Source organism: Glaciecola punicea (assembly GCF_001756615.1).
Taxonomy (GTDB): Bacteria; Pseudomonadota; Gammaproteobacteria; order Enterobacterales; family Alteromonadaceae; genus Glaciecola; species Glaciecola punicea.
Genome location: NZ_LZXY01000004.1, coordinates 126,104 through 150,670, shown reverse-complemented (window position 1 = coordinate 150,670; position 24,567 = coordinate 126,104). Strand labels below are relative to the sequence as shown.

Here is a 24,567-nt window from a genome sequence, read left to right as displayed (position 1 = left end):
ATAAAGACGCGCATTAAGGTTTACTTGCATCATGTTTAGCTGCTGCACGATAGCGCGATGCCCTTTTGCTTTTTGCTTGGCGGCTGGGCAAATACAGACCACTCGCTGCGCTTCTCAAATGGGTGCGTTACTGCGGCAAGTAAAGATTCACACACCGAAAAATCGTCGTTTTCTGCCGCTGCAATAGCGCTTTGTAAATGATGAGTGCGCAGCACGGTGAGCGGATTAATGTTCACCATGCGGTTTTGAATATCACTAATCTCACTCAAATAAATCGCTTCATGCTGTTTAGCGATCTCTAATTGATGCTTCATTGTGCCTTGATACTGCTTACACCACTGCAGTAGACGCGGCACTTGTTTAAAACCGTTGGCAAAAAGTGAGCCATCGCTTTGCATAATGTGCGCTAGTTGCTCACTTAATTGTCTAAATGAAACGTGTAAGTCTGCAAACTCGTCTTTCAATATTTGCATAAATTCATCGATACAGGCTTGGGTTTGAGCAGTTTGCTCCACAAAAAAGCCAAAGCGTTGATGCATAAGTCCTTGGTATGAGGCAATAAAAACTGGTTCAAATTGTGAAAGCGCGTTTTTTAAAGCATCAACCTCGACATGTTTAGAAAATGCATGAGCAAGAGCGTTTAGGTTCCAAAGCGCAATGACCGGCTGCTGATCAAATGCATAGCGCCCACTGTGGTCAGAGCGATTACAAATATAGTTGGGAATAAAGTCGTCTAAAAATGCGTACGGCCCATAGTCAAAAGTAATGCTGTGTATCGACATGTTGTCGGTATTCATGACGCCATGATTGAAACCATAGGCCTGCCATTTAGCCACTAGGTTGGCAGTGCTAGCGATTATTTCAGTTAACATCGCTAGGTGCGGATTGTTGGCGTTCAAACATGCGCTAAAGTGATGTTCAAAACAGAACGCGAAGAGTCTATCAAGCTGATTTTTTTCGCCATGACGATGAAAATATTCAAAGTGACCAAAGCGTATGTGACTGCTACAAGTGCGGATCATCATAGCGCCTAGCTCAAGTCCATCGCGCTTAACACGCTCTTGTGTCGCAATTAAGCACAATGCTCTGGAACTCGGAATAGACAAGGCGTTAAGTGCCTCACTGGCTAAATACTCACGAATGGTTGAGCGCAAAACAGCTCTGCCGTCGGCATGTCGACTATAAGGCGTGAGGCCTGCGCCTTTTAGATGCAGGTCCAACAATTTGCCGCGCGGTGTTTTTATTTCACCGAGCAGCAAGCCTCTGCCGTCCCCTAACTGCGGATTCCATTGACCAAATTGATGCCCTCCGTATTTTTGCGCGACGCTGTTAAATGCCATCGGGTGCTGAGGGTCAAACAGCTGGTTAATCAAATTGTCTGAGTGTAGCGCATTTATGTCTATTCCCATATCAGACGCTAATGCAGTATTTATTAGTACGACGCGAGGACCCAGCATGGGGGATGGCTTAACTGGACTGCATAAATCAGCTAACTGCTTAGCGTAATAATGATGCAAGTGCATGTGTTCTCCTTTATTCCTTTTTGTGCCGTCGTAACGAATAAATACTAACAAACTATCTTGTTTCCAGCCGCCATTTTTCGTGGGGCCAAGAGGTCAGATTTATTGGCACCACAAACCGACAAATATTCTGAAATAGCAGTATAAACTTAATGGTATTCACGAATAGAACTTTCGAACGCAACGCCAATTTCATGGTTAAAAAGCGCCTACCCTACCCCACCCCACTTTCTCAATCACCTTCGCCACTGACTTAGCATCATTCATCACATAAAAGTGTACCCCAGGCAGTCCAGCATCCAGTAACTCTTGCGTTTGCTTTACCGCGTGCGCAATCCCAAGTTCAACCACATGCTCAGGGTTTTCAAGTACCTCATTCACAAAATCATCAGGAAAGTTGACGTAAAAGTGGCGCGGCACTGACTGCAGTTGCTTAACCGTTCTAATTATTTTTAAACCCGGAATAATAGGCACAGTAATGTCCACCGCACGGCATTTTTCGACAAAGTTGAAAAAATGCTGGTTTTCATAGAACATTTGCGTGGTGATATAGTCCGCGCCTGCTTTTATCTTGTTTTTCAAGTGCACTATATCATTGTTAAGATTGGGCGCTTCAAAATGCTTTTCAGGATAGCCGGCCACGCCAACGCTGAAGTCAAGTGGTGAACAAGCGTTAATATTATCTAAAAACCGCCCTTGCTTTAAATCCTCTATTTGACTTACCAGATCACTGGCATATTGGTTAGTGGTGCGTCCGGCGGATATCTTTTTATTGTAGTTAGGCCCGTCACCCTTTAACGCAAATACATTGTGAATGCCTAAAAAGTTAAGCTCTATTAGCGCGTCTTCGGTTTCTTCTTTGCTAAAGCCTCTGCATAGAAGATGCGTAACGGTATCAATTTTAAAGCGGTTTTGAATAACGCCGCAGATGCCAATAGTACCAGGGCGCTTCTTATAAATACGGCGGGTAACTGAGCCGTCTTCCTGTTCGTTGTAAAATGCACCTGAGGGATGTGAGGTAACGTCAATCCATGGCGGGTTATAGGGTGCTAGCATGTCAACCACATCAACAATATCTTGAATAGAGCTGCCGCGCGGCGGCGGTACAATTTCAAAACTGAACAGCGGGTTGGTCGCTTTGTCTATGTGTTCTATTACTTTCATGGCTACTTTCTCTGTGTTAAATTATGAAAATTATCGTGTGTGTTTGAAAACGGCTTAAGCCTTAGTTGTCTCATCAAAGCTTATACAACAGCCAGTTCAGCCTGAACGACGGTTTCAGCCTGCTCAGGCTCATAGTCTAAATTCGCCGCCAGCCAACGCTCAGCTTCTTTTACATGCATGTTTTTGCGCTTGGCATAGTCGTGCACCTGATCTTGCGTAAGCTTTGCCACTGCAAAATATTTAGATTCAGGGTGGGCGAAATACCAGCCGCTTACCGCTGCGCCGGGCCACATGGCGAAGCTACTAGTGAGCGTCATGCCAATGTTATTTTCAACGTCTAGTAGTTCCCACAGCACGCCTTTTTCAGTGTGTTCAGGACAGGCCGGGTAGCCAGGCGCGGGGCGAATACCTTGGTAAGATTCGCGAATGAGGGCGGTGTTATCAAGCTTTTCATCTTTAGTGTGACCCCAATACACCATGCGAATTTGCTGATGTAAGTATTCTGCTAGCGCTTCGGCTAAACGATCCGTCACCGCTTTACATAAAATACTGTTGTAGGTATCGTTTTCTTTGTCATATTGGGCAACGAGTGCATCCCCACCAAAGCCAGCAGATACCGCAAACGCGCCTATATAATCTTCGATACCGTCATTTTTATGCGCTATATAGTCACTTAAACAACGGTTGAACTGGCCCGTGGGTTTTTTACTTTGCTGGCGTAACTGGCACAGCTTTTTATTCACTTTGGTGCGGCTTTCATCAAGGTACACTTCAATGTCATCCCCCACTCTATTGGCGGGGAACAAACCAAATACAGCTTTCCCACAAATGCTTTTATTGCCAATGATCTCGTCTAGCATCTTGTTGGCATCGTTAAACAAATCGGTGGCAACTTCGCCTATAAGCTCATGTTCTAGTATGCGTGGATACTTTCCGCTTAGCTGCCAAGTCATGAAAAACGGCGTCCAGTCTATATATTCACGCACAATGTCTAAAGGTACATCGTTAAGCACAGTCACGCCAAGTTTCTGTGGTTTTACCGGCACGTATTTATCGAAGCTAAGCGGCACGGCATTAGCGCGTGCTTTTTCTAAACTCACTAGGGTAGAACGAGGACCCTTCGCATAATGGCGGGCGCGCACTTTTTCGTACTCTTTGTCTATGTTAGCTAAAAATTCAGCTTTGCCACTATTTAGCAAGGTTTGCACCACCGACACCGAGCGCGATGCGTTGGGCACATATACCACTCCATGCTTATAATGCGGCTGAATTTTTACTGCGGTATGCGCTTTTGAAGTCGTCGCGCCGCCAATTAACAAGGGAATGGTGAAGCCTTGACGCTGCATTTCTTTGGCAATGTGCACCATTTCATCTAAAGACGGCGTGATTAAGCCCGAAAGACCAATTACGTCTACTTTAAGCTCGCGAGCGGTAGTGAGTATTTTTTCACACGCAACCATTACGCCTAAATCGGTAATGGCGAAGTTATTGCACTGCAGCACCACGCCTACAATATTCTTACCAATGTCGTGTACGTCACCTTTAACAGTGGCCATTAGCACTTTGCCATTGTCGGTAATTTCGGTTTTTCCCTCTTCAATAAATGGCTGCAAATGGGCCACGGCCTGCTTCATTACCCGCGCCGATTTAACTACCTGAGGCAAGAACATCTGGCCTTCACCAAATAGGTCGCCCACTATGTTCATACCGTCCATTAAAGGGCCTTCAATAACGTGAAGGGGGATCTTGGCTTCGAGTCTGGCAGCTTCGGTGTCTTCAATAATGAAGGCGTTAATGCCTTTTACTAAAGCATGCTCTAGACGTTTATGGGTGCTTAATTCACGCCAGCTTAAGTCTAAAACGCTGCTTTTTGCGCCGCCGGTGCTGCTGTATTTTGCCGCTACGTCTAGCAGTCTTTCGGTTGCGCCGTCATCGCTATTTTGCACCACGTGCTCTACTGCTTTTCGTAAATCGGCGGGCACATCTTTTAATATAGCTAGCTGGCCGGCGTTAACAATGCCCATGTCCATGCCGTTTTTAATAGCGTAGTACAGAAATACGGCGTGAATGGCCTCGCGCACGGCGTTGTTACCGCGAAACGAAAACGACACGTTTGACACGCCGCCGGAGATCATGGCGTGGGGTAAGTTCTTTTTAATATCGGCAACCGCTTCAATAAAATCGACCGCGTAATTGTTGTGTTCTTCAATGCCGGTGGCCACGGCAAAAATATTCGGGTCGAATATAATATCCTGGGGCGGAAAGTTAAGTTCATCTACGAGAATATTATAGGCGCGCTGGCAAATTTGAAATTTGCGCACCCGGGTATCGGCTTGACCCACTTCGTCAAACGCCATAACGATCACCGCAGCGCCATAGCGGCGAATAAGCTCGGCTTGCTCACGGAAGTTGTCTTCGCCTTCTTTTAGGCTGATGGAGTTGACAATACCTTTACCCTGCACACACTTTAGGCCCGCCTCCAATATGTCCCATTTGGACGAATCAATCATAATGGGGACTTTGGCAATATCAGGCTCACCCGCTATCATGTTCAAAAAGCGCTGCATGGCGGTTTTTGAGTCCAACATGCCTTCATCCATGTTGATATCGATAATTTGCGCGCCGTTTTCTACCTGCTGTAAAGCCACCGACAGGGCGTCGTCATACAATTCTTCAACAATGAGCTTTTTGAACAAAGCTGAACCTGTCACGTTTGTACGCTCACCTACGTTAACAAATAAACTCTTAGCGTCTATAGTTAAGGCTTCCAGTCCTGATAAACGACAGGCTACTTTGATGTCTTTGATTATCCGTGGGGGAATATTGGCGAGTACCTCAGCCATCACGCGAATATGCTCTGGTGTGGTACCGCAACAGCCGCCTACAATGTTTAGCAGTCCAGACTGCGCCCACTCTTTAATATGTTCATTCATTTCTTGGGCGTCAAGATCGTATCCGCCAAACGCGTTAGGCAGGCCAGCATTAGGGTGAGCCGACACCGCGCAGCTGCTTATGCGGCTTAGCTCTTCAACGTATTGACGCAGCTCTTTAGGCCCAAGCGCGCAGTTAAGGCCAAATGAAATAGGCTTCGCATGTGCCAGTGAATTATAAAAGGCTTCGGTGGTTTGGCCTGAAAGAGTTCTGCCTGAGGCGTCGGTAATGGTGCCTGAAATCATCACGGGGTAGCGTTTGCCTAAGTCTGAAAACACTTGTTCAACAGCAAATACTGCGGCTTTAGCGTTTAGCGTGTCGAAAATAGTTTCTATCATTATAATGTCGGCGCCGCCCTCAAGCAGCGCTAAGATAGATTCAATGTAAGCGTCTTTTAGCTCGTCAAAGGTCACGTTTCTAAAAGCAGGGTCGTTTACATCGGGTGAAATTGAGCAGGTTCTATTCGTTGGACCCAATACGCCGGCAACAAAACGTGGCTTGTCGGGGTTTAACGCGGTGTATTCATCTGCGACTTTGCGCGCTATTTTGGCCGCTTGAACATTAATTTCACGGCTTAAATTTTCCATCTCGTAGTCAGCCATGGCAATACGGGTGGCGTTAAAGGTATTGGTTTCTAAAATATCCGCGCCTGCTGCCAAATATTCGCGGTGGATTGTGCTAATAATGTGAGGCTGACTTAGCACCAACAGGTCGTTGTTGCCTTTGACATCGCATGACCAGTTGGCAAAACGCTCGCCTCTGTAGTCTTCTTCTGAAAAATCATATGCCTGGATCATGGTTCCCATAGCACCGTCTAGCAGTAAAATACGTTTTGCTAGCTGTTGCTCAAGTAAGCTAGAAGGAAATTGTTGCGGTTTGGCCACGATACGTCCGTAGGTAAATATTGATAAATAGAAGTATAGACGTTTAGATGGCTAAATGAAAGAAAAAAGCAATCAAACCCTCTTCTGTTTTGTGATAGCCTATTTTGATAAGCAATATGTTGCTGATAGACACAGGGAACGACTTGGTTTTTGCCGCTTTCTTAGTTTCATATAAGTGTTTATCGGCAATATAAACGGCTGCTTAGCGCGCTTGCTTCGTTCATACTCTCAGTGCAGGTGGGCTTGCATACCTCTTCTATTAGGTAATTGAGTCTGAGGATTTTGCATCGCTTTTTTCATGCTCTTGACTTACTGTCAAAATGTCTTGATATGGCTTTTGTCGAGAGTGCTCATAAGAAATGTTGTTATCGCCACTGGGATAGTCGGTTGAAAGCGCAAATTCTAAGCCACAATTAATAATCTTTCAGTTTTAGCAGTTTAGTTTTTTAAATTAGCTTAGTATTAACAATTTACGATTATGCGACATGCGTCGTATTTGCGCTTCGGTTAACAACAGGGCTTTAAAAGTAAACTATTATCTTTGTGATTTACAGCCTTAAGCGTTAACATTGAAACTTATTAATAAACACGCTACGTGTTAAACAAAAAAAGAACTATATGTCTCAATCTTCAGCTCCACTGACCTTCAAAAACGGCCTTATTATGTCTAATAGGTTTATGTTAGCGCCGCTAACAAACACCCAAAGCAATGACGACGGAACGCTTTCCCAGGAAGAGTACCGCTGGTTAACTATGCGTGCACAAGGTGGCTTTGGCTTAACCATGACCTGTGCCTCGCACGTGCAGTTTGTGGGCAAGGGCTTTGAGGGACAGTTAGGTATATATAGTGATGCACACATTGCAGGTCATCGGCGTTTAACCATGAGCATTAAAGCCAATAACAGTTTGGCCATTATTCAGCTTCATCATGCCGGTATGCGTGCAAATGAAGCGTCAACTAAGCAACAGCCTGTGTGCCCGTCATCTATTGAAAAATATAATGCTCGCGCCCTGTCATTAGCTGAAGTGCATCAGCTACGCGATGATTTCATTATCGCAGCCCAGCGCGCACAGCAAAGTGGCTACGATGGCGTGGAAGTACATGGCGCTCACGGCTATATTTTAACGCAGTTTTTAAGCGCTGAAATAAATACGCGTGACGACGAGTACGGCGGCTGCTTGCGAAATCGTGCACGGCTACTCTTTGAAATTGTACACGGCATTCGCGCAAGCTGCGGGAGTCAGTTTTTGCTGGGTGTGCGTTTATCACCAGAACGATTTGGCATGCAGTTAAGCGAAGTCAAAACCGTGTGCAAGCTGCTCATAAATGAACACGACATCGATTTTCTAGACCTATCACTGTGGGATACCTTTAAGCAAGCCGCAGAAAAAGAACATCAGCATAAGGATCTGCTGAATCACTTTACTGAAATTGATTATAAGGATGTAAAATTAACGGTCGCAGGCCAAATTAACACCGGCAAAGACGTGCAGGCTGTTTTAGACGCGGGTGTTGATTTTGTGACTATTGGCCGCTCAGCCATTTTACATCACGACTTTCCTAAACTTGTTATGGACAACCCTCTTTTTGAACCTATAAAGCTGCCGGTAAGCGAAGCTTATTTAACGAAAGAAGGCTTAAGTGAGCCCTTCGTAAAATATATGAAGGCTTGGGATGGTTTTGTAAAAGGATAAACGTGACAACATGGCGGCTCTGCCGTCTTGATCTTAGCTTGAAGTATTGACCTATTTAATTGAGTATTGTTATTGATTCACTAACTCAGCTCTTAAGTAGTGAAAAAAGACCTTAAGTGCACGGCTCTTTCTAAGTTTTCCACTTTTTCTATCGCTTTGCTGTAGTCATGTCTGGCAGTGTACTCGTTTGGAAAAGCAACACAATTGATACCGGCAGCTACCGCCGCATCGAGGCCTGCACTAGCGTCTTCAATTGCCATACAGTTGCTGGCCAACAGCTTCAGGGTATTCAAACAATATTCATAAACCTCAGGATCAGGCTTATACCTGTCAACCACTGTAGAATTACAAATAAGGTCAAATGTAGCGGGATCTAATTCAGCGCTGTTCAACAAATTGCGTATATTCTCGGCGCTGGTGGTCGTGGCAAAAGCAATTTTCATATTGTTTAGCTTTGCTTGCTCTATTACCCATCGAACGCCGGGGCGAAGAGGCAACGTAGTACTGTTCATAAATTCATGAAACAGGCTTGTTTTTAAAGCGTGTATGTCAACTGACGTCACATCTTTAGGCAAACCCTTATGCACTTTGTTGTATTGCTCGATACGATCTTGACCACCAGATTGTACTAGCAATTCTTTATACTCTAATTCACCCCAATGCCAGTTGATAGACAGTTTTTCAAATGCGGCATTAAACGATTTTCGTTGAAGATAAGAAGTGTTTGCTATCGTCCCTATGCCTCCAAAAATAATAGCTTTCATATTTTACCTTTATTTTATATTCGTTTTCGCTTTTACGCTGTGAATATTGATTGAGTTCATGAATGCTTAGCTACTGGCCCTGTAACAGCCATGATTTATTGTGAAAGCCTAGCCTTTTCGCCAGCGTGGACTTTCACCAAAATAGAGTCTGTCAAGCAGGGTAGATGATGCTGTCATGGCAAGGCCTTTTCATAATTGTGAATGTTATTTTAATACTGTATCTCAATTATTTAAGGTCTAACAAGACTTTCTACAAGGCACCTTTATGCTCCAACAGCCTTTACAAAATTAACCCATCTCTTACGCGTATTTTTTGTTTATTAAGTCCGAGACTTTTGGCCGAACTTCTCCAAGCTCCACACTAGTCCAATGCCAACCAGCAGGCACATAATCGCAGGCACTATTTCAGAAGGCTGGCCTGTTACTTGCTCAAACTGCATGGGTGAAAGATTTTGCATGGCGAAAGGAACCGTCTCCCCTTGAGAGTTCTCACGCCAGCTCAGTACTTCTTTCCAAGGCCATATTATACCCAAAGTACCCAGCATTAAGCCAGTCAGAAACAGCAGCGTTTCATCGTGAAAACGACGCAGTAATGCCGACAGCACGTGACTAAAACTCAACAGCCCTACAACACAGCCCATGGCAAAACAAGCCAGCATCAATACATCAAACCCTTTTACCGCAGCTAGTACCGCAGGGTAAAGCCCTAACAACAGCAGAATAAAGCTACCCGAAATACCCGGCAGAATCATTGCGCAAATAGCTATGCAGCCAGCGATAAAGAAGTTCAAATAACTCACTTCTAATTCAACAGGGTTTAGCACGGTGATGAACCATGCAAAGATAACGCCGGCGATAAACAGCACTACTCTTGACAAGTTATAGGCGCTTACCTGCTTTAGCATGTGAATGACTGAGAATAAGATGAGACCGAAAAAGAATGACCACAGCGGGATAGGATGGTTGGTCAACAGCCAAGAAATAAGCTTAGCAAACGTAAAAATACTGGTTAAAATCCCCGCAAGAACGGTGCATAAAAACCGGCCGTTTATATGCATAAAAGCGGCTTTAAAACCTTCTCGCCTAATCACGCCAAACAAAGAAGGCTTAATTGCGCGAATACCATCTAAAAGAGGATTAAGTATGCCGGTTATGAAGGCAATCGTGCCGCCCGAAACGCCGGGAACAACGTCGGCTGCACCCATTGCCATACCTTTAAAATAGTCTGAAAGATGACGCAAATCTGTTCCTTAACGTAAAATGCTAGCGTGTAATATGCGGCGCAATAAGCTTGCTATAGGTGTGCAATAGGTGTGCTATATAAATAAGACGCAGAGAATAAAACACATTATTAGACTATGCAACAGGCTTCCAAGGTAATGTATAATGTACATTACAGTAATGGAGTGTACAAAATGAATTCTACCGGTGATACATCAGGTTTAATGCCAATACATTACGCCAAACAATTAATGCAAAAAGCCATTTCGCCTATCAGTGAAGTGGTTCTATGTGATCTTAACGCGTGCTTAGACCGCATAATTGCACACGATATAGTGTCTCCTATAAACGTACCCGCTTATGATAATTCGGCTATGGACGGTTATGCCCTGAAGTATGACAGTTTTATAGCCTGTGAAACCTTACGTCAAGTAGGCAAAAGCTTCGCGGGTGCTAAATTTGAAGGGCAGCTAAAGGCAGGCGAATGTGTTCGCATAATGACCGGTGCTGAAATCCCCAAGGGAGCCGACACCGTTGTAATGCAAGAAAATGCACGCGTAGACGGCAAGCAAATTACCTTTCACTCGGTAACAAAAGATGATGCAATACGCCGTGCTGGTTACGATATAAAACAAGGCGCGACTGTACTGCAGGCGGGAACACGCATAAATCCGGTAGATATTGGACTACTAGCATCGTTAGGCATTAACGAGGTGGATGTTTATAGGCAGCTATGTGTAGCTGTTTTTACCACCGGCGACGAACTGCTTGCAGCAGGGCAAGCTCAGCGAAACGATAGAATATTTGATTCGAACCGCCCAATGCTCATTGCAATGCTGTCTAGACTAGGGGCCAGGGTAATAGATTTAGGTATTATTGCCGACAATAAAGTCAAAATCCAAGCAGCGTTTGAACATGCTAACCAATATGCTGACTGCGTAATTACCACCGGCGGCGTGTCGGTAGGGGAAGCCGATTACACGCGTGAAGTTTTAGCGCAATACGGCAGTATAGATTTTTGGAAACTCGCTATTAAACCGGGTAAACCATTGGCATTTGGCAGGCTTTCAAACAGTATTTTCTTTGGCTTACCCGGCAATCCTGTCTCGGCAGCCGTAACTTTTGACAAAATAGTGGCTCCTGCGTTGGCTTATCTTGCGGGCAGTCGGAGTTTCACTGCGGTAACACTTCAAGGCGTGGCCATAAGGGATTTTAAAAAGCGTCCCGGGAGAACCGATTATCAACGAGCACACTACTTCGTTAACGATGCTGGCATAGTGAGCGTTGAACCTAGTGGCTCACAAAGCTCTGGTGTACTGTCGTGTTTTCGCAAAAGCAACTGCTACGCGGTATTTGAAAGCGACACAGGAGACGTGTTAAAGGGAGAACCTGTCCAGGTACAGCCATTCAACCATATTATTAGCGAATAGATATTATCGCCAGTGCACCATTGATAGCTTGGGTATTTGCGTAAAATTTCTTGTTAGTAACGACGCTAAGCGCCGGACCATTTCGCTGCCGCTGCTTCGTCGCTGTCTTTGCGCTTTACCCACTGCGTTCCCTTAGCAGTGGTTTCTTGTTTCCAAAAAGGCGCGGTGGTTTTTAAAGTATCCATAATAAACTGAGCGGCTTCAAATGCATTTTGTCGATGTTTAGAACTCACACCCACAAACACAATTTGTTCAAACGCTTCAATAGTACCAATTCGATGGATAATGCGCACTTGACCCAAGTTCCAGCGTTTTTTGGCGTCGCTACAAATTTGCATTAAATACTTTTCGGTCATGCCAGAATAGTGCTCAATAACAACATTTGATACTGAGCATTGGCTATTAAAATCCCTCACCAGACCGGTGAATGTGACGATTGCGCCGTCGCGATTGGCGAGCTCGCGCAGGGCCTCATATTCGCGGCCATGATCAAAATCTTCTTGCTGCACGGTAATCATCATTAACCTCCTGTTACAGGTGGAAAAAAGGCAAGCTCATCGCCACTATTTATGACGGCATCTTTGCCACATAAGGTCATATTCACGGCGACTAAAACATCTTGTTCTTCGAGTATAAGCCAACGTTCTCCCTTTTTAATTAGTTTAGCCATCAAATCGCTTACGGTTTCTTCGCCTGCGTATTCTACATCAATTGAAGATGTCTGAAGTTGTTCTCGTATGCTGCCAAAAAATAGTATTCGTAACATTTATTTTTCTCCATTACCTTAGCTCGGCAGCGCCAATTGCTAAGAATATTAATCTTCATTAATACGGCAGTCCCACCTGCAACGCATAATGGCTCACGATATTTCACATACTAAAATTACGCGCAGCGGGTGCCTATACAGTGACGGTCACGATTATACTGCTTATTTTGATAACGTAGGCAAAGATAAACGCTGGAAGTTATCTTTTGTCTTTAAATTTAAGCGTAAAGAAAAATAATATGAAGTAACTTCCAAAAGCAAACCAGTAGGGTAGCGCGCCATCAATTGAGTATAGGTAAGTACCTAGTAAGGGGCCTATCGCGAAACCTAAAGGCGGACAGGAACCAGCTATGCCTGCCACTGCTCCCTGCTCTGTCGATGAAACAGCCAAGGAAGCGCCGGCCATAAACCCAGGCCCAGCAAGGCCCATACCAATACCAAGAATACACATAGACAATATGTACATATTCTGAGTATGGCCCAAGGCCATAATGGCGAAAGCGATCATCATTATGGGCATTGATATTCTAAGCAGCACAAATGGTCTTACCGACAGGCGAGGTATCACTAATAACTGCACGAATAGAGCCGCTGCGGCTGAAAACATCAAGCTAATCCCCACAATTTTAGCCGTTTGCACACCACTTAGCTGCAGTTCATCTTGAAAACGAAACGCAATAGTTTGCTGCACAATGGCAAAGCCCATAAACAAAAGCACCCCGGCCACAATAAGCGGAAATATTCTTGGGTCAGTATATTTGAGTCTTGGTTGTTTTTTTATCACCGTTTTTTTTGGCAATTCAGGCAAGGTATAAAGTGTTAAAACCGCCACCACTAAGGTGATAAACACCGAAAAATATAGCGGCGCGAGTAAACTGATACTGGCAAGCAATCCGCCAATCGCCGGGCCTAATATTGCTCCTATATTACCTGCAGCCCCAATGGCACCCATGCCTTTAACACGGTCCTCTACGGTTGTGATGTCGGCCATGTAGGCACTCGCTGATGGCGATACAGCCGCCATTACCGTTGCATTAGCAACACGAGTCACTATTAAAAGCACCAGCGCGGTAATAGGAATAAGGTAGCCCAGAAGCGCCATTTGGAAAACGCCAGCAAACATTATGGTGCCAGCAGAATAACCAAACAGCCCTATTAAGAGGATTTTTCTTCTGCCCCAAACGTCGCTTGCACGTCCCCACAAAGGGCTTACCAGAAATAAGGTTAAAGACGAAGAAGAAATAATCGCACCAATTTGCACTTCCACCAAGCCCACTTCTCTTCCAAGGGGCGCCAAAATTGCAAACAATACGGTTTGTGCAAACCCTATAGCGGCGGCCGCAAGCAAGAGTGTGCGTTTAGCTAAAATATTCGTGGTGTGGGTTTGTGTCATATGGTTCGTTATAAATTGCGTTGATAATTGCGTCTTTGTCTACGCGATGTATTGCGCTGTGTTTTGCGCTATTTGATTACGCTATTTGATTGCGCTATTTAATTGCGCTATGTATTGCCATATTAGTAACGCGAATAACGGTCAGCCGAATCGTGACTTAACAAACCTCATAAGAAATTTACACAATACTGGCGCTATGTGTCACGAGCATATCAAGAAAAAGCGGGGTATTATATCTATTATATTTGACCTTTCAGTATTTTAATCATACCTAAACTACATGACGATGGAAACGAGAACACGCTACATAATTTTTACTCATTTGCTGTCGTTATTTATTAAAATCGAAAGTTTTCATGAACCGACACATTACTATCCTGTGTAACCGCTTAACAGACAATAGGAATTCATGTGAAAAGCCTTTCAAATATCCAGTAAACTGAAACCGTGCCCAAAGGCGAACCTAAATGCGAGACTACTTCCGAATGCGTAAAACCATTAAAATAGGCTAAGTGGATAGCTTGGCGCTGTTGAATGTTTAATTCATCCATGCATGAATGTATTTTATTGGGAGGTAATTCACCAGTAGCACTACTTAAAGAATCTCCGTCATTCATCATTGGATTAAACTCTTCATCTGAATGGGTCTGCCGTATTTTTTTATGGCGTAACATGTCTAATGCACGATATCGAACAATACTAATCATCCATGTGAGCACAGTACCTTGCCCAGACTTGTAATAATCAGCTTTATCAGTTACTGCGCTAGCGCTAACAAGAGACAACGTGGTCATACTTATTTTAATTCTGTCTTTTAAATTGTACTTACCGCATTGCTATCCATGAGCATGCAATTTTTTACATTATGCCGCCATTTAGGGGATTATATTATTGTTTTACTCAGTTTTTTAAAGAAGGGTAAAAAAGTACTTCACTTTGTACCCCCTAAACAATACACCGGTATGCAAGCACTATGTGCAAACCATTTGGGGCTATCCAGTTGATGACAAACTGCTATGCAATGCAGTTTTATATGCATCAATAGCGGGGAATAAGGTAATTAGCCCCGCACATGCTAACACCACTATGGACAGTATAAGTGAATTAAGCGTGTATATGTTTGCATCTATGAACAAGCCATAACTTGCTGCCAACCATCCACCGAGTAGGAAGAAACCTAGATTGAGCAAAACCAAGGCGCTGACTATAGACGCACCCACTAACAATAAAGCCTCGGTCATAATGAGTGAAAACAAAACACGAGGGCGTGCGCCAATAACTCTCAAAATAGCAATTTCTCTGCGCCGCTCTCGCATCGATGACAGCAGCATTACTGCTAGTCCAATCAACGAAGATACTAAAATCAAAATACTGATGATAATCAAGATATTTTCTACCATACTCATTAGCTGCCACAGTTCGGCTAAAGCAATGCCGGGCATAATCGCCATAAGACGATCCCCTTGGTAGTTATTGATACTGCGCTGCAGTGTAAAAACACTCATCTTGGATTCTAAGCCCAGCATCACAGCAGAAATTGACGAGGGCGTTAGCGCCTCAGGCATCTGGGTAGATGACTGTTGGTTTATAAATGCCCTAAGTTGCGCGGGTGGCAAGTGAATAGCCTCTATACCTGCAAGGGTGACATGCACGGTCTTATCAACCGGTGTGCCCGTTGCTGCTAAAATGCCGCTTACGACAAAAGGACTTTGGTCATGGTTTTTAAAGCTCACTGCACCAATGCCGTGTGCAATTATTATTTCACTGCCTACCACATAATTTAGGCGCTTTGCCACTTCAGCACCAATAACGGCTTCAAAGGTAGTGGTAAATGCTTGCCCTGAAGACAGTGTCAACGGCTGCTGATTACCATATTTAAAATGCTCAAAATACGCGCCTGAGGTTCCTAACACTCGATATCCTTGATGTGAATCGCCCAGCGAAATCGGAATCGCCCATTTGACTTGCTCAAGTTCGTTCAAGGTTGTAAAGCTTTGCCAACTAATATTACTGGTTGGGCTGCCCATGCGAAAAACAGAATATAAAAGAAGGTTGAGTTGTCCACTAGGGGCGCCCACAATTAAGTCGACATCAGAAACAGTTCGATTAAAACTCTCTTTCGCTTGCGCTCTAATGTGTTCAACACTCATCAGTACACTGATACTGATGACCAAGGAAATAAAGGTTAAGAAAACCGATTTACGTCTATTTTTGATACTGTCCCAAGCAAAGGAAAACATCATATAGCGTCTCCTTGAGCGGTATTTAATTCCGCAATATTTATTCTAGATTTGAAGTATTCCTGTAATTGCGGATCGTGGCTTACGAACAATAGCGTTGTGTTAAATTTATTGCATAAGGCCAGCAACACCTCCATAAACGCGTCGCGGGCAGCAGAATCTAGGGCAGAAGTAGGCTCATCGACTAAGAGTATGTCGGGATGATTAATCAATGCTCTGGCAATCGCTACTCGCTGCTGCTGACCTACACTTAACTCACCCGCCGCTTGCCTGAGGCAGTCAGTCGACAACGCTAGCTTAGGCAGCAAGTCAGCAAGTGTTTGCTCCACTTGGTCGGCACAAGTACCGCCAAAATGAGCAGCAAGCTGCACATTTTTAAGCACTGATACAAAAGGAATAAGATTAAATTGTTGGTATACAACGCCAATATGCTTGGCTCTGAAGGCATCTATTTTTTGTGGACTTAACTGTGAGAACGGTTCTCCAAGTAAGGTGATTTCGCCGCTGTTAGGTACTAATACACCCGCCAGTAGATTCAGAAGTGTGGTTTTACCTGAGCCCGACTCACCTTTTAAAAAAACATGCTGGCGAGCTTGAACTTGCCAATCAGCAACAAATAAATCGGGTTTAATCCGAGTTTTATCATACTTGTAACTCATGTTTTCTAATTTAATGGCAAGTTCAACTTGCTGCTTGCTTTTTATATCGCTTGTTGAATCCATAAACAGACGGATATCTTTTCACATTCAATTTACGTTATGTTATAACATGTTTAAACATATTGCTATACAGACTCGAAATAACCACATGACTCAAGTTTTTTATCTTGTCCGTGCAACAATGCTTATGCTTATCTTTGCTTCATTATGGTCAAAGACACTCCACGGCGTTGAAACTAAAGAAGATGAAATAAAATACGCTGAAATAGAATGGATTGCATTAATGCCCAGTGATGATTTAGAGGCCTTATTAAATCCACCCTCTTATTTTGATGAAATAGAGGAAGGATCACGCCTTGACTCATTAGACATGATGCTTACGGGTGATACCGACGATCCACGCTCAGCCAGATATCGTCAAGCACTAAGTTCAACGCGCATAATAGAAGACTTTAATAATCAGCGCATACGTATTCCAGGTTTTATTGTCCCTTTGGTGTCTGACGAAAAACAGAACATAAGTGAGTTCTTCATTGTTCCTTATTTTGGTGCCTGCCTGCACTTTCCGCCGCCTCCACCTAATCAAATACTGCATGTCAAAACAGATAAAAAAGTACGCTTAAATAATTTACAAGATGCATTTTGGTTTGAGGGGCAGATCAAAATTGAAATAACAAACAATCTATTAGGTAAGGCGGCCTATAGTTTGCGACTCGAAGGGATCAGTCCTTATGACGATTAAACAATCACTTATACGTAGGTTAATGCATAATCAATGAGTTCAATTGTCTTTGTCGGTATGGTAACAGCATGCTTATAAAACTGGTCAAATTCATAATCGCATGTTGCCTAATATGGTTTGTAGTCTTGCTAACTTGGCATTTCAGAGTACCCCTTTTCGATAAACTATCTGCTATATTTCCTTCTCTTAACTACGTGTACCTTACTTCTGATGAATCGTTACTGGTTAAACACAAGCAAAAAAACGCAAGCCTCATTTCTTGGGAGCAACTAATGCCACTGACAGAACGAGAAATCATAAGAAAATACCAACAACGAAGTGCAATGAACATAGCCGAACAGATTTTACTATCAATAGGTGCTAGCACCGATGAGGCATATCGCGACGCCATGTTTTCAACAAATGTGGTAGAAGAATTGCTAGGGCAGCCAAGTGCCATATCAGGCTTTATCGTGCCGCTTGAACTTGGCAGTGAACAACAGCTAACGAGTTTCTTTTTAGTACCTTATTTTGGTGCATGCATTCACTATCCGCCACCGCCGCCTAATCAGTTGATTTACGTGCGAGTAGACAGCCACATGAAAATACCCGATATTAACATTGCTTATACAGTTACGGGGGTCCTAAAACATGGCTTGTACGAAGATATAGTAGGTACATCAGCCTATCAGCTTGATTTAATAAGCATCGAACTGTTTTCAGGTCAACCTGATGATTTTCGTCAACATGTATATTAAACCGAACAAATTTGCTTAACAGTGCTTTGGAGCTTGGAAGAGGAAATGCGCGGAAATTTTAACAACACTAGCACGGCGACATAGTTTGCCAAAGGCTTGTAAGCTGCCCCCCAACTTAGTCGATATGCTTGATGATAGAGTCCTAGCGGGCTTACCCAGACTCGCTCAGTGCTTTTTTCAGCGGCTCTAGATGTGACTCATAATTGCGCCATTGTTCAAGGCCACTTTGATAAATGGGTTGGCGAACCTGTTCTGAGCTTGGTGTGCGAACCGCCCGTTTGTTGCTGTGAAAATCAATACAAGCCTGCTCAAAAGGAAGGCCGCAATAGTCCAATATACGCCTAACTTGCGTCTCCAAGTCAGCTACTACATCTTCATACTGCACGCGTAAAATTTTGCCCGGTAATGCCTTGTCCCAATGATCCATAATCTCAACATATTTGCGATAATAATGTCCAATATCACCAAGATCATAAGAGAACTGCTGACCCTCGCCGAATAGCTGTTTAAAACCGCTAAAACAACACGATAAAGCGTTGCGTCTTGCATCGATAATTTTGGCGTTGGGCAGAATTAGCTGTATAAGGGCAATATGTCGGAAATTGTTAGGCATCTTGTCGATGAAAAATATGGCTCCTTGGCGATGATGCTGGGTCTCTTCAATATAAAGCTCGCCCATTTTAGTTAAATTGTCGGCCGATATATTATTTAAAATGCCAGGATAACGAGGAGTATCTTGGGCTACTTGTCGACCATTTAAGCGATGCGCCAAGCCGATGATATTGGCCAATTCCATGGTTCCGTCAACCTGTGAGTGTGAAGACAAAATTTGCTCTAGAAGTGTAGAGCCCGCCCGTGGTAGTCCTACAATAAATATAGGGTCGGGAGCGGAGCAACCCGATTGTTTATGACGTTCAAAAAACGCCGCATCAAAATCATTTTTCTGGGTATCAAGCGATATATCTATCGGTTTACTATCGTATCGGTCCTGCTCGTTTTTCAGCTTGTTGCCGCGATGGTAAAAAGAGAAGGCTTCGTCAAAGTGTTCGCTGTCCTCGAGGTCTTTGCCAAGGGCAAAGCAGAAGTGGATTTTGTCGTTTATTGCGGTTGTTGAACTTGCCTCATACTCCCGCATTTGCAGGCGTTCATCCGCAGAAAATCGATACGTTTTGAGATTTGCCAAACTCCAAAACGCATCTCCAAAATCGGGTTTGATGCTATAGCTCTTGCGATACGCTTTAATAGCGTCTTCAACACGTCCCATCGTTTTTAAGGCATGGCCCAGCGTCAGGAGTACTGAATAGTTGTCCTGATTGTCATGCAGTACACTTTCGAAGGTGCCAACAGCCGATGAAAAGTCTCCCGTTGCCTGCTGGGCATTTCCAAGGCTAATTTTTAAATTCGAGTTATTAGGGTCAGAATCTAGCAGAATTTTTGCTTGCTCTAATGCTTTATGAAATTTTTGCCGCTTTTGCAAAACATGGACATAGTCCAAACGGGCTCTTTTATAGGTCGGCTCAAATTGCAGACAGCTTGCTAATAAGAATTCAGCATCGTCAAGAATTTGAAACTTAGAGGCTAACTCAGCTAGCAGGCGCATCGCTTCTGGTTGATGGGGATTGTCTTTGAGAAAGTGACGACAGAGCTTTTCTGCACGATGTAATTTTTTTTGATATATGAGGCTCGATACGGACACTAATGCCGGGGGCAAACTGGCAAGCCAATCAACATGTTGCTTAGCTTCTTGGCGCTTTGAATAATTTGGTTCATCGGCCAGTACGCGCCAACTTCCGAATAATGTCGGGTTTAAGACAAGCGCTTTTTCGAACGCCACTATGGCTTTAGTGGTTTCCCCCAAGGCCTTGTGAATAAAACCTTGCTCTTGATGCGCCCTAGCATGCTCGGGCATCTTTGACAGTATATGCGCAAGATTATCCATGGCTTGGGCATGTTTACCTTGTTTACGCTGGCAAACGGAAAGACAATAAATACCTTCAATATGTCCCGGGTTTTTGGTAAGCATATCATCAATATTTTTAGACGCTTCGCTCAAGCGACCTTTATTAATCAATAATTGACACTGTTTAATAATCTGTTCAGGTAGGGCGTTATTCAATTGGTCTGGCAAAATAATGTCTCGGTAAATATCAGGATACAGTAACTATTGTATAGATAAGCCCAGAAATAAAAAGGGTCGGCGTTATTAATCGCCGACCCGCTTATGCTTTAAAATGATTCAAAATCATTGAAAATACTAATAAGCATAGCTCAATCTGACACCAACAGTGCGAGGTCGTGTTGGCGACACCCTAAACACATTGTCGGCCGAACCCGCGGCAACTTGCCCTAGGGTATCGGTGGCATTGTCAATAAAGAAGGTTGCTTTGTAGTCTTCTTTCCCAAACGTGGCTGACAAGTTAAGCTGATTATAAGACGGCAACTCGACACGATCAGCAGACACTAGGCTATTAAAGCGTGAATCTGTCCACTTAAATACACCTTGGTAGACAACCGAAAAATCGCCTAGTTCTTGGTAGAAACGTGCCCCAATAAGGCCTTCATTTTCTGGTGCATAGGGCAAATTTGACCCTACAGGTGTAATATTCACAAGCGTATCGGGAATATCGGTCAATTCAGAGTCTATATAACTAAATGAGCCAAAAACATCTAGGTAATCATTCGCGGCCCACTCAATTTCAAATTCAGCACCATTGATTTCGGCGGTTCCAACATTATCAAAGAATGAAGTATTGGCGATAGAAAGATCGAGAACGCCTTGCTGAAGATCACTAAAGTCAACGTTGTATATAGCACCGTTAAAACGCAAAGAATTATCTAACCAACTTGTTTTCCAGCCAAATTCAAGACTCACAACATCATCGGTGTCAAAGGTAGCAGGAATGCCACCAGTCCCCGCTGCACGGTTGAAACCGCCGCCTCTGAAGCCTTCAGAATAGGTCCCATAGAACATTGCATCAGCATTCACTTGCCAACGTACATTTCCTTTAAAAATGGTGCCTGATAAGGTTGCCGGAGTCAAACCCGCTAGTCTTGCATCTACATTTGTGCCATTGGCTGCTTCGGGCCCAGACGCTCTTTGACCGTTAGACGACTGTCCCATCAAGCCTATATCAATTTCGTAGCGACGCGCCCCAACGGTAAGGGTAACATCATCTATAACATCGTAAGCTAACTCACCAAATATCGATAACTCTTCACGATCTGTTTGGAAGTCATTGAAGAAGGTCACGCCTGCAGGGCGAGCGCTGCCATCTGTATTAGTGAAAACGCCTGGTATTGGAAAGTTCGGTGAAAAACCCGCTGCAATAGAACCGGCATAGGTGAAGTCAGTTAAAGTGTTGAGTTTCTGGTCATCAAAGAACACACCACCAATCGCTCTAAAACGATTTTCAGCACTGGTTGCTACACGAATTTCGTGAACCGTACGTTGGGTCTCAAACTTTTCAGTTGTGGTCATCACCGGACTAAAGCATTCATCATAGCCTGGGTACGTGCATATGTAGTAAGGCACGAAAGGGCCGACTTCTATGTAAGCGGTGTAGTCAGTCTGACCTTGGAACGTGCGATCTGTGAATGAGCCGTTATAGATCACTTCAAGACCGCTAAGCATGCCATTGACGGTCCACTGGGTGAGGTTTACCTCATCATCACCTACACTTGGCGAAAAGGTTGTGTCGTTCAAGTCGTCGTCGCTACTAATTGACGGGTCATATTCAAACGAGCCTTCTGTATCAAGTTGTTGACTTGTGTGCTGAACCAATACATCCCAGTCGTCATTTATTTCCCAAAATGCACTTAGTCTCATTCCACGATGTGTCGCTTCATTATAATCATCTTTTGCAAGCGTGGAATTACTGACTACTTGGCGAGATGAGGGAACATCGCCACCTAATCCTGGGTTTGTTAGCGGTAAAGTAGTCGTGGCAAGGGGATTATCAATAAAGCCTGCATCAGTAGAATTATAACCGGCAATACGTACCGCAAATGTATCTTCAACAATGGGAATATTGACAAATCCCTCTGTTTTATTGCTGATACCACCGCTCTTCGTGGATGATATACCTATTTCACCACCTGCTCTGAAGTCGCTCAAATCTGGCTTGTTGGTGATAAGACGCACGGTACCTGCTTGGGAACTGGCCCCAAATAATGTACCTTGAGGGCCTTTTAACACTTCAATTCGTTGTAGGTCAACTGCAAATAAATCAATATTACGACCAGGCGTGGTAATGGGTGTTTCGTCAAGATAAAAGGCAACACTTGGTTCCCCTCCAATGCCTGCGAGTCTCACATCAGCGCGACCTGCGGATACTCCACGGATATATGTTTCCTGTTTACCTGGGCCTTGCCCGTCAGAGCTAACACCTGGTAGCATTGCTACGTAATCTTCAAAGCTGTCAATGCCGAGTTGCTGAAGTTTTGAACCACTAATTGCTTGTACAGCGAGCGGCACAGATTGCTGGCTTTCTGAACGGCGAGTTGACGTTACTATTATTGTTTCTAGTTGGCGTTGGCTCTCAGCTGCTTTTTCTTCGTTTTGGCTCGTTTCCTGAGCTTGTACCACGCCATTGCTTAAGGCAAGCGCGATTGCCACGGTTAATACAGTTTTAACAGGTCGGTTTGTTTGATACATGTGTACCCTCATTTATTATTTTCTTCGAATTAATCAATTTACACTAATGCTAGGCATATAAATGTTCCGAGTTTCCGTGAAAGGCCTTTATCAACAGCAATATCTCTAGCCCCTTAACGACAAATCGTTATAAAGAATGATTCTGATACAACAGTGGCCTCATAATTACCTTTTGTGTAGGTCCATTCTTTAATTTTACGGAAATCTTCCGTATATAGGATACTACAGTATTTGAAACATTACCGAATATATAGATAAAACGGCAGTTTGACACGCTATTTGGGACCAACACGTTGGTGATCAGTCTTTGCTATGTCTCACTACAATATATAAAGCCTAATAGTGTGGAATGTTCGGCTATCCCTTTGAGGTCGCCAATATCAGAGTCGAAAGGTATTTGCTATGTAGCAATCGTATTTCTGTTAGAGTATAGCGTATATAAGTAAATCAAAATTATAAAAAAATATGCCGCAAACAGAAAATGTAATGCCAAAAGTCGTATCAGACGATCTCAAAAAAAGATATTTGAAACTGGCTGTTTTAGTTATTGTTGCAGGAATTATCTATCCTTTAATTTATTTACGCCAAAACTTTGAAGTCAGTATTTTAGAAGCTTTTGATATTACCTCCAAACAACTTGGCCAAAACTACGCAATGCTGGGATTTATCTACCTAATTAGCTATATACCCAGTGGTTGGCTAGCAGATAGGGTATCGCCTCGTATTTTAATGTCTTTTTCTTTATTTTTGGCAGGAGGTTTGGGTGTTTGGTTTGCCTCAATGCCCAGCGCCAATGCCTTAATGCTTATCTTTGCTGGTTGGGGCATTGCCGCCGGTTTAACATTTTGGTCGGCATTGATCAAAGCCACCACCTTACTTGCTAAACCAGAGGAGCAAGGGCGTTTTTTTGGGATTTTGGATGGCGGCAGAGGTTTAATTGAGGCTGCCTTAGCCTCAATTGCCGTTGGTATTTTCGTTTATTATACCAGCGATGTTGGACAAGACACCACCGAAGCATTACGTAAAGTCATTTGGCTGTATGTGGGAACCATGTTGTTATTTGCGCCAATCTCCTACTTTATGTTAGATGACCATGAACTCAACAACGAGGCCAGTAATGACGAGGCACCCCGCAATTGGATTAGCGACTTAAAAAGTATCGCTAAACAAGAAAAAATTTGGTTGTGCGGACTGTGTATTTTAACGGGTTATCAATTGTTTTGGGCTACTTATTCTTTTTCTGCTTATATGCAGAATTTTTATGGTTTAACCGCCGTTACTGTTGCTTCTATTACCGTCGCTAAACTTTGGATGCGTCCTATTGGCGCTGCTGCTGCTGGCTTTGCTGGTGATTTTTTTGACCGAGAACATGTATTAGCGGGTCTGTTAATTTTAGCCTCATTAGCACTTGGGGGTTTAGTGTTTATGCCCGCTGGGGTTGGCACAGTTGCGTTATTAGGCACTGTATTAATTATCGGCTTTTTGACATATGCGGTTCGAGGGATCTTTTGGTCAACATTAGAAAGTTGTAAAGTGTCTAATAATATCAAGGGCTTGGCCATTGGCGTTATTTCATTGGTTGGATATTCGCCTGATATTTACCTACCACTAGCCAGCGGCTACTTATTTGAAGCTTACCCCGGTAAAGCCGGTTATAGTATTTATTTTGGCAGCATTGCCGTGATGGGCTTTATCGGTGCTTTTGCCGCCTGGCGATTGCGCTACTTGGTGAATTTAGCGAAGTAAACAGTTTCGGTAAAGTCTTAA

18 protein-coding genes are annotated in these 24,567 nt (G+C 43.7%); 5 read left to right on the top strand and 13 right to left on the bottom strand.

From position 1 onward, the window contains the following. Window positions 1-35: 35 nt before the first annotated feature. From BAE46_RS06710 to metH, 3 genes are all read right to left on the bottom strand, one after another. The gene (locus BAE46_RS06710) at window positions 36-1,523 is read right to left on the bottom strand and encodes a protein adenylyltransferase SelO (protein ID WP_070112081.1); all 1,488 of its coding nucleotides are present in this window, start codon (window positions 1,521-1,523) and stop codon (window positions 36-38) included. Window positions 1,524-1,718: 195 nt separating this feature from the next. Next, window positions 1,719-2,684 carry a methylenetetrahydrofolate reductase gene (locus BAE46_RS06705; protein WP_006005608.1) on the bottom strand — a complete coding sequence of 322 codons (966 nt, stop codon included), beginning with the start codon at window positions 2,682-2,684 and terminating at the stop codon, window positions 1,719-1,721. Between the two features lie 80 nt (window positions 2,685-2,764). Further along, the gene (metH, locus tag BAE46_RS06700) at window positions 2,765-6,499 is read right to left on the bottom strand and encodes a methionine synthase (RefSeq protein WP_070112080.1); all 3,735 of its coding nucleotides are present in this window, start codon (window positions 6,497-6,499) and stop codon (window positions 2,765-2,767) included. A 618-nt stretch (window positions 6,500-7,117) separates the two neighbouring features. Here metH and BAE46_RS06695 point away from each other — a divergent pair. Then, the gene (locus BAE46_RS06695; RefSeq protein WP_006005612.1) at window positions 7,118-8,194 is read left to right on the top strand and encodes an NADH:flavin oxidoreductase; all 1,077 of its coding nucleotides are present in this window, start codon (window positions 7,118-7,120) and stop codon (window positions 8,192-8,194) included. Window positions 8,195-8,286: 92 nt separating this feature from the next. Here BAE46_RS06695 and BAE46_RS06690 read toward each other — a convergent pair whose 3' ends face one another. Continuing rightward, entirely contained in the window at window positions 8,287-8,958 is a 672-nt protein-coding gene (locus BAE46_RS06690) for an HAD family hydrolase (RefSeq protein ID WP_006005614.1), read from the bottom strand. A 320-nt stretch (window positions 8,959-9,278) separates the two neighbouring features. Continuing rightward, the gene (locus tag BAE46_RS06685) at window positions 9,279-10,199 is read right to left on the bottom strand and encodes a polyprenyl-phosphate transporter (protein ID WP_070112077.1); all 921 of its coding nucleotides are present in this window, start codon (window positions 10,197-10,199) and stop codon (window positions 9,279-9,281) included. A gap of 174 nt (window positions 10,200-10,373) precedes the next feature. Between BAE46_RS06685 and moeA the strand changes: the two genes are divergently transcribed. After that, window positions 10,374-11,609 carry a molybdopterin molybdotransferase MoeA gene (gene moeA, locus BAE46_RS06680; protein ID WP_070112075.1) on the top strand — a complete coding sequence of 412 codons (1,236 nt, stop codon included), beginning with the start codon at window positions 10,374-10,376 and terminating at the stop codon, window positions 11,607-11,609. A gap of 65 nt (window positions 11,610-11,674) precedes the next feature. On the opposite strand, the gene moaE is transcribed toward moeA, so the two are convergent. The 6 genes from moaE to BAE46_RS06650 all read right to left on the bottom strand — a co-directional run bounded on the left by moaE (window position 11,675) and on the right by BAE46_RS06650 (window position 16,730). Continuing rightward, window positions 11,675-12,127 (bottom strand): molybdopterin synthase catalytic subunit MoaE, encoded by a 453-nt coding sequence (gene moaE, locus BAE46_RS06675; RefSeq protein WP_070112073.1) that lies wholly within the window; start codon window positions 12,125-12,127, stop codon window positions 11,675-11,677. A gap of 2 nt (window positions 12,128-12,129) precedes the next feature. After that, window positions 12,130-12,375, bottom strand: coding sequence for a molybdopterin converting factor subunit 1 (moaD, locus tag BAE46_RS06670; protein ID WP_070112071.1), 246 nt, complete (start codon window positions 12,373-12,375; stop codon window positions 12,130-12,132). A gap of 199 nt (window positions 12,376-12,574) precedes the next feature. Beyond that, window positions 12,575-13,768, bottom strand: a complete 1,194-nt coding sequence (locus BAE46_RS06665; RefSeq protein ID WP_070112069.1) for an MFS transporter — start codon at window positions 13,766-13,768, stop codon at window positions 12,575-12,577. 407 nt (window positions 13,769-14,175) lie between these two features. Beyond that, a complete protein-coding gene (locus BAE46_RS06660) occupies window positions 14,176-14,562 on the bottom strand; it encodes a sigma factor-like helix-turn-helix DNA-binding protein (protein WP_070112067.1) in 387 nt (128 codons plus the stop codon). 198 nt (window positions 14,563-14,760) lie between these two features. Beyond that, on the bottom strand, window positions 14,761-16,011 hold the full coding sequence (locus BAE46_RS06655; RefSeq protein ID WP_070112065.1) for an ABC transporter permease: 1,251 nt from the start codon (window positions 16,009-16,011) through the stop codon (window positions 14,761-14,763). Next, entirely contained in the window at window positions 16,008-16,730 is a 723-nt protein-coding gene (locus tag BAE46_RS06650) for an ABC transporter ATP-binding protein (RefSeq protein ID WP_070112064.1), read from the bottom strand. Before BAE46_RS06650 ends, BAE46_RS06655 begins: the two co-directional genes overlap by 4 nt. An 85-nt stretch (window positions 16,731-16,815) precedes the next feature. Between BAE46_RS06650 and BAE46_RS06645 the strand changes: the two genes are divergently transcribed. Then, entirely contained in the window at window positions 16,816-17,409 is a 594-nt protein-coding gene (locus tag BAE46_RS06645; RefSeq protein WP_070112244.1) for a DUF3299 domain-containing protein, read from the top strand. A 272-nt stretch (window positions 17,410-17,681) separates the two neighbouring features. Further along, window positions 17,682-18,146, top strand: a complete 465-nt coding sequence (locus BAE46_RS06640) for a DUF3299 domain-containing protein (protein ID WP_244884990.1) — start codon at window positions 17,682-17,684, stop codon at window positions 18,144-18,146. A gap of 151 nt (window positions 18,147-18,297) precedes the next feature. Here the strand turns inward: BAE46_RS06640 and BAE46_RS06635 are convergent, their stop codons facing one another. Further along, window positions 18,298-20,274: a tetratricopeptide repeat-containing sulfotransferase family protein gene (locus tag BAE46_RS06635; protein WP_083256818.1), complete on the bottom strand. Its 1,977-nt coding sequence runs from the start codon at window positions 20,272-20,274 to the stop codon at window positions 18,298-18,300. A gap of 126 nt (window positions 20,275-20,400) precedes the next feature. Further along, window positions 20,401-22,800 carry a TonB-dependent receptor gene (locus BAE46_RS06630; RefSeq protein WP_070112060.1) on the bottom strand — a complete coding sequence of 800 codons (2,400 nt, stop codon included), beginning with the start codon at window positions 22,798-22,800 and terminating at the stop codon, window positions 20,401-20,403. 486 nt (window positions 22,801-23,286) lie between these two features. On the opposite strand from BAE46_RS06630, the gene BAE46_RS06625 reads away from it, so the two are divergent. Beyond that, window positions 23,287-24,546, top strand: a complete 1,260-nt coding sequence (locus BAE46_RS06625) for an MFS transporter (RefSeq protein WP_040520763.1) — start codon at window positions 23,287-23,289, stop codon at window positions 24,544-24,546. Window positions 24,547-24,567: the final 21 nt, after the last annotated feature.

Bases quoted from the DNA above. Each gene is read 5' to 3' on its own strand.
- BAE46_RS06710 (WP_070112081.1), bottom strand. From the start codon at position 1,523: ATGCACTTGCATCATTATTACGCTAAGCAGTTAGCTGATTTATGCAGT.
- BAE46_RS06690 (WP_006005614.1), bottom strand. From the start codon at position 8,958: ATGAAAGCTATTATTTTTGGAGGCATAGGGACGATAGCAAACACTTCT.
- BAE46_RS06640 (WP_244884990.1), top strand. From the start codon at position 17,682: ATGCCACTGACAGAACGAGAAATCATAAGAAAATACCAACAACGAAGT.
- moaD (WP_070112071.1), bottom strand. From the start codon at position 12,375: ATGTTACGAATACTATTTTTTGGCAGCATACGAGAACAACTTCAGACA.
- BAE46_RS06665 (WP_070112069.1), bottom strand. From the start codon at position 13,768: ATGACACAAACCCACACCACGAATATTTTAGCTAAACGCACACTCTTG.
- BAE46_RS06630 (WP_070112060.1), bottom strand. From the start codon at position 22,800: ATGTATCAAACAAACCGACCTGTTAAAACTGTATTAACCGTGGCAATC.
- BAE46_RS06645 (WP_070112244.1), top strand. From the start codon at position 16,816: ATGACTCAAGTTTTTTATCTTGTCCGTGCAACAATGCTTATGCTTATC.
- BAE46_RS06660 (WP_070112067.1), bottom strand. From the start codon at position 14,562: ATGACCACGTTGTCTCTTGTTAGCGCTAGCGCAGTAACTGATAAAGCT.
- moeA (WP_070112075.1), top strand. From the start codon at position 10,374: ATGAATTCTACCGGTGATACATCAGGTTTAATGCCAATACATTACGCC.
- BAE46_RS06650 (WP_070112064.1), bottom strand. From the start codon at position 16,730: ATGGATTCAACAAGCGATATAAAAAGCAAGCAGCAAGTTGAACTTGCC.
- moaE (WP_070112073.1), bottom strand. From the start codon at position 12,127: ATGATTACCGTGCAGCAAGAAGATTTTGATCATGGCCGCGAATATGAG.
- BAE46_RS06625 (WP_040520763.1), top strand. From the start codon at position 23,287: ATGCCAAAAGTCGTATCAGACGATCTCAAAAAAAGATATTTGAAACTG.
- BAE46_RS06655 (WP_070112065.1), bottom strand. From the start codon at position 16,011: ATGATGTTTTCCTTTGCTTGGGACAGTATCAAAAATAGACGTAAATCG.
- BAE46_RS06695 (WP_006005612.1), top strand. From the start codon at position 7,118: ATGTCTCAATCTTCAGCTCCACTGACCTTCAAAAACGGCCTTATTATG.
- BAE46_RS06705 (WP_006005608.1), bottom strand. From the start codon at position 2,684: ATGAAAGTAATAGAACACATAGACAAAGCGACCAACCCGCTGTTCAGT.